This is a genomic window from Geminicoccus flavidas, assembly GCF_009806515.1.
GTDB classification, from domain to species: Bacteria; Pseudomonadota; Alphaproteobacteria; order Geminicoccales; family Geminicoccaceae; genus Geminicoccus; species Geminicoccus flavidus.
Map to the genome: position 1 here is coordinate 1 of NZ_WUJP01000643.1, position 10,251 is coordinate 10,251.

Consider the following 10,251-nt stretch of genomic DNA (forward strand, 5'->3'; position numbering starts at 1 on the left):
ATCGGCCTGCATGTGCGCGAAGGCGAAGCGCATGAGCGGCGCCAGCTCGTCGGCGAATGCCGGCTCGAAATAGGTGAGGCCCGGCTGGCCCATGCCGATCAGCGGCGTCGAGATCGACTGGTGCGCGCCGCCCTCGGGCGAGAGCGTCACCCCGGAAGGCGTGGCGACCAGCAGGAAGCGGGCATCCTGGTAGCAGGCATAGTTCAGCGCATCGAGGCCGCGGCAGATGAACGGATCATAGAGCGTGCCGACCGGCAGGAGCCGGGCGCCGAAGGTCTCGTGCGCCAGGCCCAGCGCCGCCAGCAGCAGGAACAGATTGTTCTCGGCGATGCCGAGCTCCATGTGCTGGCCCGTGGGCGAGGTCCGCCAGCGGGTCGGCGAGGCGACGTTGTGCTGGCGGAACACGTCCTCGCGCGCCGTGCCGTGGAAGACCGCGCGCCGGCTGACCCAGGCGCCCAGCGAGGTCGAGACGGTCACGTCTGGCGAGGTGGTCACCAGCCGCCCGGCCAGCTCGGAATCGCTGCGTCCCAGCTCCGCCATCAGCTTGCCGAACACTTCCTGGGTCGACGCGGTCTGGCCGATCGTCACCTCGCCCAGGCCCTCCGGCACCGCCACCGACGGCGCTTGGTGGCGGAAGATGCGCTGGCGGAATGGCACTTGGTGGATGAACGCCCTGAGATCCTCCTCGAGCTCGGTCATGCCCGCGAACGGCTGCCATTCCTCGCCCTCGGCAATGCCCATCGCCTTGCGCAGATGGTCGACCTGGTCGGGGGTCATCAGCCCCGCATGGTTGTCCTTGTGCCCGGCCAGCGGCAGGCCCCAGCCCTTGACGGTGTAGGCGATGAAGCAGCGCGGCAGGTCGTCCTCGACCGCATCGAACGCCTCCAGCATTGCCTCGACGTCATGGCCACCGAGATTGGTCATGAGCTGGGCCAGCTCGTCGTCGCCCAGCCGCTCCAGCAGGCCTGCGATGAACGGGTCGCTACCGGCGGTCGCCTGCAGCTCGGCCCGCCAGGCGGCCCCGCCCTTGAAGGTCAGCGCGGCGTAGAGGTCGTTCGGGCAGTCGTCGATCCAGCGCCGCAGCACCTCGCCGCCCGGCTCGGCGAATACGGCCTGGAGCTTCTTGCCGTACTTGACCGTGACGACCTCCCAGCCGACCTCGTCGAAGAAGCCCTCGATCTTGCTGAACAGCTTTTCCGGCACCACCCGGTCGAGCGACTGGCGGTTGTAGTCGATCACCCACCAGACGTTGCGGACCTCGTACTTCCAGCCCTCCAGCAGGGCCTCGAACACGTTGCCCTCGTCCAGCTCCGCATCGCCCACCACCGCGATCATCCGGCCAGGCGGCGGCGTGTCGTCGACCAGCCCGCGCTGGCGCAGGAGGTCCTGGGTCAGGGAGGCGAACAGGGTGACGGCCGCACCCAGGCCCACCGAACCCGTGGAGAAGTCGACCACCGGCACGTCCTTGGTACGCGACGGATAGGCCTGGGCTCCGCCGAACGCCCGGAACCGCTCCAGCCGCTCCCGCGGCTCCAGCCCCATCAGATAGAGAGCGGCGTGCATGATCGGCGAGGCGTGCGGCTTGACCGCGATCCGGTCGGCCCCGCGCATGGTGTGGAAGAACAGGGCGGTCAGGATGGTGGCGCAGGACGCGCAGGAGGCCTGGTGGCCGCCGACCTTGAGCTTGTCACGCGCCGGGCGCAGATGGTTGGCGTGGTGGATGGTCCAGGACGCGAGCCAGAGCAGCTTCTTCTCGATCGCCTCCAGCCTTCGGACGGTGCGTGGTTCGATCATGGGGGCTCCTCTCTGCTCTTGTTGTCGCCGTGGCTGTCTCAAAGCCTAGCGGAGTGCTAGACGCACTGCCATGCGCTGACATGCAGGGCCATGCGCCGACATCCAGGCGGCGCCGACATGCAGGGGGTGGTTCAGGGTGGCGGGCGAAGCTGACAATCAGGTCGACACCGTATCGGGCGTGGCAGTGCCGCCCTCGGCGGTCGCGACCTGCGAGGAACTGGCGGCACTCCTGCGCGAGGTGTGCCGCGACCTGCCCGTGGAATGCGAGCCCGGCGACTTCCTGGTCGCCCTGGAGCGCAACGCCACGCCGGAGCCGAAGCCATGACCACCGGTATCCTGGCCCTGTCGCTCGCGGAGCTGGCCGATGCCATCCGCACCGGCAAGGTCAGCTCGGTCGAGACCACCGAGGCGGTGCTGACCGCACTGGAAGGGCGCGGTCGGGCGCTGAACGCCACGGCGCGGCTGTGGAGTGATTATGCGCTGAGCGAGGCCGCGCGCTGCGACCAGGAGCGTGCCCGCGGCCGGCTGCGCGGGCCGCTGCACGGCGTGCCGATGGCGCACAAGGACATGTTCTACCGCCAGGGCCAGATCGCGGGGCAGGGCTCACGCATCCGCGCCGACTTCCAGGCCGCGCGCACCACCACCGTCCTCACCCGCCTGGATCAGGCGGGTGCGATCGATGTCGGCCGGCTCAACATGGTCGAGTTCGCGCTGGGCGTGACCGGCCACAACAACCATACCGGCACGCCGCGTAACGCCCACGACCCGGAGCGGATCACCGGCGGGTCGACCTCGGGCGGCGCCACCGCGGTGGCGGCAGGCCTGATCCCGGCCACGCTCGGCTCCGACACGGGGGGCTCTATCCGCATCCCGGCCTCGTTCTGCGGACTGGTCGGCATCAAGCCGACTTATGGCCGGGTCAGCCGGGCCGGGGCCATGACGCTCAGCTTCTCGCTGGACCATGTCGGCCCGCTCGCCCGCACCAGCCGGGACGCCGCCCTCGTCCTCCAGGCGATCGCCGGCCACGACCCGGACGACACCACCACGAGCCGCCTGCCGGTCCCGGTCTACACGGCCGGGCTGGAGCGCGGGGTGGGCGGGCTGCGCCTGTTCCACGCGACCTCCGGGCTCGGCTGCGAGGTCGACCCGGTGGTCGACGCCGCGGTGCGCGACGCGATCCGGGCGCTCGCCGAGGACGGCGCCAGTGTCACCGAGGGCGGGCTGGAGAACATCGCGGCGATCACCGCGATCCGCCGTCTGGTGCTCATGGCCGAGTGCGGCGCGGTGCATCGCGCCCATGTCCAGCAGCGCCATGACGACTTCGTCCCGCAGACCCTGGCGCGCATGCAGCCGGGCTTCGCGCTGGGTGCCGTCGACTATCTCTCCGCCATGCGCAGCCGGGGCCGGGCGCTCGACCATTTCTGCGCCACGGTCTTCAGCAAGGCCGACCTCGTGGTGTTGCCGACCTGCCCGGTGCAGGTCCCGCGGATCGCGGATACCGATACCGGCGGCGACGCGCGTTTCGTCGAGACCGCCAATGCGATCGGCCAGCTGATCGGCCTGTCCAACTGGCTGGGGCTGCCGGCCGTATCGGTGCCGGTGGGCCTGGACGGCAACCGTATGCCGATCGGGCTGCAGATCATCGGTCGGCCGTTTGCCGAGGCGCTGGTCCTGCAGGCGGCCGCGGCGGTGGAGCGGGTGTTCGGCCCGTTTCGGCCGTCGGGCTTTGCCCTCGCCGGGACGTGACGCTCGACACCAAGACCAAGGGCATCCTGATCTGCCTGTGCGGCATGGCGTGCTTTGGCTGGATGGACGCGGCCAGCAAGACCCTGTCCACCCAGCTGCCGCCCGTGCAGATCCTGTGGGTGCGCTATGCGCTCTCCATTCCCCTCGCACTGGTCCTGGCCATGCCGGGCGGGCTGCGCACCACGCTGCGCAGCGCCCGGCCGAAGCTGCAGATCGCCCGCGCGGTGTTCATCGCCGCCGAGATGACCTTCGTGGTGGTGGGCTACCAGACCGTGCCGCTGGCGGACGCACACGCGATCTTCGCACTCACCCCGCTGCTGGTGACGGCACTCTCCGTGCCGCTCCTGGGCGAGCAGGTCGGGCTGCGCCGCTGGATCGCGGTGGGCGTGGGCCTGTGCGGCGTGCTGATCATCGTCCGGCCGGGCTTTGCCGAGATCAGCCCGGGCATGCTGATCATGCTGGGCTGTGCCGGCATGTACGCGATCTACCAGGTGATGACCCGGATCGCCGGCCGCTACGACGCGGCTGCCACCTCGATGGTCTGGCAGACCGTGGGCGGCACGATCGCCCTGTCGCTGGTGGGCCCCTTTTTCTGGATCGATCCCACCGGCGAACAGTGGCTGCTGCTGGGCGTGGTGGCGGCACTCGGCGTGATCGGCCATTTCGGTCTGGTCCTGGCGCTGCAATACGCCCCGGCCGTGGTGGTGCAGCCCTTCACCTACACCATGCTGATCTGGGCGGCGATTTCGGGCTGGGTCGTGTTTGGCGACGTGCCGGGCCCATATGTGGTGGTGGGTGCCCTGGTGATCGTCGCCAGCGGGCTTTATGCGGCCTGGCGCGAGCGCCTGCGCGCCCAGCCCGGTTGACTTTGGCGCGAGCGCCCGTGTAGCCGGACCTGTCCACCGCCCGACCTCCACCGTCCGACCTGTTGCGATCCTGCTGAATGAACCGCCCGACCAAGCCCCAGAAGAGCATCTACAAGAAGCCCGAGGAAGTGTTCGACTTCGCGTCCATGGCCGGGATCGAGGCCGCCGCCGAGACGTTCGCCAACAGCTTCATCGAGCGCGGCCTGGAGAACCGGCCGATCCCGATCCATGACGAGGCCGGCTTCGAGGGCATGCGCAAGGCCGGGCGGCTGGCCGCCGACACGCTCGACTTCATCACGCCCCATATCCGCCCCGGCATCAGCACTGCTGAGCTGGACCGGCTCATCGAGGGCTACATGCTCGACCATGGCGGGATCCCGGCCACCAAGAACTACAAGGGCTACCCCGCCTCGTCCTGCATCTCGATCGGCCGGGTGGTGAACCACGGCATCCCGAGCGAGAAGAAGCTCCTACAGCCGGACGACACGCTGAACATCGACGTCACCGTGATCCTGGACGGCTGGTACGGCGACACCTCGCGCATGTTCGCCCTGCCCAAGGCCAAGGTGAAGGACCTGCTCCTGATCGAGCGGACCTACGAGGCGATGTGGGCCGGAATCAATGTGGTGAAGCCCGGCGCCACGCTCGACGATGTCGGCGAGGCGATCCAGAAGGTGGTGGAAGAGCGCCGCCACGGCGTCTCGTTCTCGGTTGTCGAGGAGTTCGTCGGCCACGGGGTCGGCCGCAACTTCCACGACGCGCCCGAGGTCAAGCACTACAAGACCCCGCGCAAGCTGCAGTTCGAGCCCCGCCCGCCGGTGGTGCTCCAGCCCGGCATGTTCTTCACGATCGAGCCCATGGTGAATGTGGGCCGCCCGGACGTGCTGGTGCTGGCGGATGGCTGGACCTGTGTGACCCGTGACAAGACCTCCTCGGCCCAGTTCGAGCACACGGTGGGCGTGACCGAGACCGGCGTCGAGATCTTCACCCGCTCGGCACTCGGGTACGAGAAGCCGCCCTACAAACTGGTCCAGCAGGTCGGCTGACCCGCTCAAGCCATGGCCATCCCCCGCCACGGGCCAGAGGCTTTCGCCGCCATGCGCCAAGCCGGCCAGCTCGCTGCGCAGGCCCTGGCCGCGGCCGGAGCGGCGGTCCGGTCCGGCATCAGCACGGCGGAACTGGACGCAATCGTCGAGACGACGATCCGAGCCGCGGGCGGCGAGCCCGCGACCAAGGGCATGCGTGGCTTCCCCGCCGCCGCCTGCATCTCGGTCAACCATGTCGCCTGCCACGGCATCCCGAGCCCGGCCAAGCGGCTGGCCGATGGCGACCTCGTGAAGATCGCCTTCAAGGCGAAGCTCGACGGCTGGCATGCCGGCATCTGCCGGACCTTCCATGCCGGCCGGCCTACCCCTCGCGGCCGCCTGCTGGTCGAGCGCGCCGAACAGGCGCTGGCCGCTGGGCTGGCCGTGCTCCGCCCCGGCGCCACGCTGGGCGATCTCGGCCACGCCATCCAGCAGGCCGCCGAGGCCCGGATCGCCGGCGTAGCCTTCGCCGTCCTCCGCGACCTGGGCGGCCACGGCATCGGCCGCGAATTCTTCACCGAGCCGCACGTCCACCACTGGGGTCGCCCGGGCGAGGGCCAAGTGCTGGATGAAGGCATGTTCCTCTCGGTCCAGCCGATCCTAGTGGCAGGCCGGCCGGACGCCAAGACGCTCGCCGACGGCTGGTCGATCGTCACCCGCGACCGGGGTTGGGCGGCGCAGGCGGAGCATACGGTGGGGATCACCGCCGACGGGGTGGAAGTGTTCACCGATATGAGCGCCGCGTGCTAGCTTCCTCCATGATGAGGTGGGTAGACGATAAAGCCTAAGCTGGACCTGCCCGAGCCGATGAGCCGGGAGGAGTAATATCGCTGGCGTGAGTCGCGCGATGAGCCTTGGGAGTATCTCGGCGGGCGGCCGATGCCGAAGTTTTTTTGCCGACGACAATCCCCTCCTCGCGATGGCAAGCGGCACCCGCAACCATCACCTGATCCGGGGCAACTGCTACACGGCCATCCGCAGCCGCCGGCCGAGAGGCTCCGGGTGATGGTCTGGTGGTGCCGTCTCCCGTCCTCCTGGTCGAGGTCACCTCGCCGTCCAGCCGGTCCGTCGACTTCCTACTCAAGCCCGGCGAGTACAGCGAGCTGGAATCGGTGCGTGAGATCTGGGTGGTGGAGGGGCATCGGCGCCGCGTCCGGACCTGGACGCGCACGGAGCGCGGCTGGGAGATCGTGGACACGATCGGCTCAGGCACGTTCCGCTCCGAGCTGCTGGGTGCCGACATCACGCTGGACGAGGTCTACGAGGACACGACGGTCTGAGCAGCGGCGCTCAGGCCGGCACCAGGTCCAGCACCATCAGGTAGTGGCAGCCGGCGGCGAGCAGGACGAGCAGGTGCCAGATCACCGTGTGGAAGCGCAGCCGCTCCCACAGATAGAAGCCGACGCCGATGCTGTAGACGATGCCGCCCGCGGCCAGGAACGCTAGGCCCCGGCCGTGCAGTGCCGCCATGATCTCGCCCGGCGCCGCCAGCACCGCCCAGCCGAGCGCCAGGTAGAGTGTCACCGACAGCCATTCCGGCACGCGCAGCGCCAGCAGCTTGATCGCCATGCCGAGCAGCGTCACCAGCCAGACGAAGGCCAGGAGCCACATGGCACGCGGGCTGCCCACGCCGATCACGAGCAGCGGCGTGTAGGTGCCGGCGATCATCAGGAAGATCGCGGCATGGTCGAGGCGGCGGAAGCGGTGCTTGAGCGCCGGGTCGCTGGTCAGGTGGTAGAGGGCGGAGCAGCCGAGCATGGCGACGAGGCCCAGGCCGTAGAGCGCCAGCGCCGCAGCTTCCCGCGGCCCGGTGCGGCCACCGGCGACGAAGGCCAGCAGGCCGCAGCCGAGCACGGCCAGGGACAGGCCGATGAGGTGGACGGCCGCATCGGCCAGCCGCTCCTCGCGCGTATAGGTCTTGAGCTCGCCCGGCAGGCGCCGCGTTCGGCGGATGCCTGCCGGGGCGGGGGCGTGCGGGCGGTTCAGGGCTCGATCTTGGTGATCTTCTGGCCGGCGACCGAGACGTCGGCCATCAGCCCGGAAGTGTTGTAGACGATCGCCTGGACCGGGGAGTTGGCGGTGCGGGTGTCGACCACACCGCCGGCACCGATCTTGAGCAGCGCCACCGAGGCATCGGCGCCCGCCGTCCAGCCATTGCTTTCCCGGAACTGCCGCAGCGATTCTTCGGTGTTGAACAGGATGACCTGCGCGGTCTCCTGCACACCGGCGGTAAGCCCGAGCGATCCGGCGGTCAGGCTGTAGAAGCCCTCGGTCCGGCCGTTCACCCGCAGCGCGCCCTGACCATACTCGGCGCCAGCGATGAAGCCGGCCTTGGTGATGGACGGGAACACCAGCACGCCGTTGGCCCGCTCGACCAGAGCCTGGGCGCCGGGGGCGGCACGGTACAGGTCGAGCAGCGAGGCATCGACGGCGGCGTTGATCGTCTCCGCCTTGGACGGCGTGGGCGTCGCCTCGGCGGCCGGCGTGCCAGGACGCTCCGTTCCGGCCGGCGTGCACGCCGCCATCAGGCCGGCGGCGAGAAGCGCGGCACCGACTGCCTGCGCACGATTCTTCATGACGGCTCTCCGAGGGACGCAAACCCGCCCCGCGCCCGGGGGTGCGGCGAACATATGCCCCGCCCATGACATGCCACCAGTGTGGAAATCACCACCGATCTCACGTCACCGTGCGCCGCCGCCAGCCACCTGGCCGTCACATCGTGCCGTACACGGGACCACCGCCGCCCTGCGGCGTCACCCAGTTGATGTTTTGGGTCGGGTCCTTGATGTCGCAGGTCTTGCAGTGCACGCAGTTCTGCGCGTTGATCTGCAGCCTGGGCTCGCCATTCGTGTCCTGCACGATCTCGTAGACCGCCGCCGGGCAGTAGCGCTGCTCCGGCGCGTCATAGGTCGGCAGGTTGATCCGCGTGGGTACGGTCGGGTCCTTGAGCTGCAGATGGCAGGGCTGGTCCTCCTCGTGGTTGGTCCCGGACAGGAAGACCGAGCTCAGCCGGTCGAAGGTCAGCTTGCCGTCGGGCTTGGGATAGTCGATCGGCCGGTGCTTCGACTTGGGCTCGGTGGCGCTGTGGTCGGCATGGTGATGGAGGGTCCAAGGCGCCTTGCCCTTGAACACGTAGGTGTCCAGCGCCGAGTAGGCGAGGCCGGCCATCAGGCCGCGCCGGAAGGAAGGCCGGATGTTCCGCACCCCGTGCAGTTCCTCGTAGAGCCAGGACTTGCGGAACGCCTCCGGATAGGCTTCCAGCAGGATCGGCGCCTCGCCGCCGGCCTTGAGCGCCGCTGCCGCCGCCTCGGCACACAACATGGCGGACTTCATCGCGGTATGCGTGCCCTTGATCTTGGGCACGTTCAAAAAGCCTGCTGTGTCGCCGATCAAGGCACCGCCCGGGAAGACCAGCTTGGGCAGGGACTGCAGCCCGCCCTCGGTGATCGCCCGCGAACCGTAGCTGATCCGCCGCCCACCCTCGAAGACCGGGCGCATCGCCGGGTGCAGCTTCAGGCGCTGCAATTCGCCGAACGGCGAGAGATAGGGATTGGCGTAGTCCAGGCCGACCACGAAGCCGAACGCGATCTGGTTGTCCTTCCAGTGGTAGAGGAACGAGCCGCCATAGGTCTTCTGGTCGAGCGGCCAGCCGATCGAGTGGACGGCGCGGCCCAGGTGGAACTGCGCGGGATCGACCTCCCACAGCTCCTTGATGCCGATCCCGTAGGTCTGCGGGTCGACGCCGTCGCGCAGGTTGAAGCGCTGGAACAGGGTCTTGGTGAGCGAGCCGCGGCAGCCCTCGGCGAACAAAGTGAGCCGGCCGACCAGCTCCATGCCAGGCTGATAGGCATCGGTCGGCTGGCCGTCCCGGCCGACCCCCATGTCGCCGGTGGCCACCCCGCGCACCGCACCTGCCTCGTCATAGAGCACCTCGGCCGCGGCGAAGCCCGGATAGATCTCTACCCCCAGCCCCTCGGCCTGCTCGGCGAGCCAGCGGCACAGGAGGCCCAGGGAGATGATGTAGTTGCCCTCGTTGTGCATCTGCGGCGGGGTGGGCAGCCGGCGGCTGCCGGTCTCGGTGAGGAACAGGAACTGGTCCTCGGTCACCGCCGTCTCGACCGGTGCCCCCTGCGCCTTCCAGTCGGGCAGGAGCTCGTTCAGCGAACGCGGCTCCAGCACGGCACCCGACAGGATGTGCGCCCCGACCTCGGCCCCCTTCTCGATGACGCAGACGGACAGCTCCTCGTCGATCTGCTTGAGGCGGATCGCGGCGGCGAGGCCGGCAGGCCCGGCACCCACGATCACCACGTCGTAGGCCATCTGCTCGCGTTCCATCCCGATCCTTCCTTGCTGCGCACCGGCGGCGTCGTTGCGGCAGGTGCGGGCGTAGCACGCCGGCTTGCGGCTTTGAAGCGCGCTAAGGCAGCGGAAAACCCACGTCCGCCTCGTAGGTTAGCGCAGCCTGAAGAGTAACCAGGCAGTTACCGACACGACCAGCCAGATCGAGCTGCCCAGCAGGAGCCCGGTGAGCGCCCCGCCCCCGCCGAGGCTCGCCGCCACGCCGATGCCGGCACGCTTCAGGCCGAAGGCGAGAATGCAGCCGCCCAGCAGGCACGCCGCCAGGAGGAAGGCGCGCAGCTTCCAGGCCTCCAGCGTCGCGGCGGCATCGGCCGTGCCCAGCAGGGTGGCGGCCGCGACATCGCCCTGGCCGGCCAGGGCCAGCACCGCGCCCTTGCCGTCGACCGGTGCCCGCAGCGTCC

The 10,251-nt window shown here is 69.5% G+C and carries 10 protein-coding genes and 1 pseudogene; 6 read left to right on the forward strand and 5 right to left on the reverse strand.

Features of this window, described 5'->3' with window-relative positions:
- Positions 1–1,794, reverse strand: a 1,794-nt coding sequence (locus tag EQG76_RS18100) for a transketolase (protein ID WP_159715782.1), incomplete at its 3' end; no start/stop codon positions are given.
- Positions 1,795–1,930: 136 nt separating this feature from the next.
- Between EQG76_RS18100 and EQG76_RS18105 the strand changes: the two genes are divergently transcribed.
- From EQG76_RS18105 to EQG76_RS18130, 6 genes are all read left to right on the forward strand, one after another.
- Positions 1,931–2,119 carry a hypothetical protein gene (locus EQG76_RS18105; protein WP_159715783.1) on the forward strand — a complete coding sequence of 63 codons (189 nt, stop codon included), beginning with the start codon at positions 1,931–1,933 and terminating at the stop codon, positions 2,117–2,119.
- Positions 2,116–3,540 carry an amidase gene (locus EQG76_RS18110; protein WP_159715784.1) on the forward strand — a complete coding sequence of 475 codons (1,425 nt, stop codon included), beginning with the start codon at positions 2,116–2,118 and terminating at the stop codon, positions 3,538–3,540. Before EQG76_RS18105 ends, EQG76_RS18110 begins: the two co-directional genes overlap by 4 nt.
- The gene (locus EQG76_RS18115) at positions 3,537–4,406 is read left to right on the forward strand and encodes a DMT family transporter (RefSeq protein ID WP_159715785.1); all 870 of its coding nucleotides are present in this window, start codon (positions 3,537–3,539) and stop codon (positions 4,404–4,406) included. Before EQG76_RS18110 ends, EQG76_RS18115 begins: the two co-directional genes overlap by 4 nt.
- A 251-nt stretch (positions 4,407–4,657) precedes the next feature.
- A complete protein-coding gene (gene map / locus EQG76_RS18120; RefSeq protein ID WP_235031434.1) occupies positions 4,658–5,452 on the forward strand; it encodes a type I methionyl aminopeptidase in 795 nt (264 codons plus the stop codon).
- Between the two features lie 51 nt (positions 5,453–5,503).
- Positions 5,504–6,241 (forward strand): type I methionyl aminopeptidase, encoded by a 738-nt coding sequence (gene map, locus EQG76_RS18125; RefSeq protein ID WP_235031433.1) that lies wholly within the window; start codon positions 5,504–5,506, stop codon positions 6,239–6,241.
- 263 nt (positions 6,242–6,504) lie between these two features.
- Entirely contained in the window at positions 6,505–6,771 is a 267-nt protein-coding gene (locus EQG76_RS18130) for a Uma2 family endonuclease (RefSeq protein WP_159715787.1), read from the forward strand.
- Between the two features lie 10 nt (positions 6,772–6,781).
- Here EQG76_RS18130 and trhA read toward each other — a convergent pair whose 3' ends face one another.
- The 4 genes and pseudogenes from trhA to EQG76_RS18150 form a co-directional block, all read right to left on the reverse strand.
- Entirely contained in the window at positions 6,782–7,477 is a 696-nt protein-coding gene (gene trhA, locus EQG76_RS18135; RefSeq protein ID WP_255476563.1) for a PAQR family membrane homeostasis protein TrhA, read from the reverse strand.
- Positions 7,474–8,067, reverse strand: coding sequence for a BPSL1445 family SYLF domain-containing lipoprotein (locus EQG76_RS18140; protein ID WP_159715789.1), 594 nt, complete (start codon positions 8,065–8,067; stop codon positions 7,474–7,476). The genes trhA and EQG76_RS18140 overlap by 4 nt, the downstream gene beginning before the upstream one ends.
- Positions 8,068–8,203: 136 nt before the next feature.
- Positions 8,204–9,826, reverse strand: a complete 1,623-nt coding sequence (locus tag EQG76_RS18145) for an electron transfer flavoprotein-ubiquinone oxidoreductase (RefSeq protein WP_159715790.1) — start codon at positions 9,824–9,826, stop codon at positions 8,204–8,206.
- Positions 9,827–9,943: 117 nt separating this feature from the next.
- Positions 9,944–10,251: pseudogene (locus EQG76_RS18150) on the reverse strand (hypothetical protein); the annotation flags it as partial.

What these genes read in the sequence shown, in the direction of transcription:
- EQG76_RS18110 (WP_159715784.1), top strand. Translation starts at nt 2,116, where the DNA reads ATGACCACCGGTATCCTGGCCCTGTCGCTCGCGGAGCTGGCCGATGCC.
- map (WP_235031434.1), top strand. Translation starts at nt 4,658, where the DNA reads ATGCGCAAGGCCGGGCGGCTGGCCGCCGACACGCTCGACTTCATCACG.
- map (WP_235031433.1), top strand. Translation starts at nt 5,504, where the DNA reads ATGCGCCAAGCCGGCCAGCTCGCTGCGCAGGCCCTGGCCGCGGCCGGA.
- EQG76_RS18140 (WP_159715789.1), bottom strand. Translation starts at nt 8,067, where the DNA reads ATGAAGAATCGTGCGCAGGCAGTCGGTGCCGCGCTTCTCGCCGCCGGC.
- EQG76_RS18145 (WP_159715790.1), bottom strand. Translation starts at nt 9,826, where the DNA reads ATGGAACGCGAGCAGATGGCCTACGACGTGGTGATCGTGGGTGCCGGG.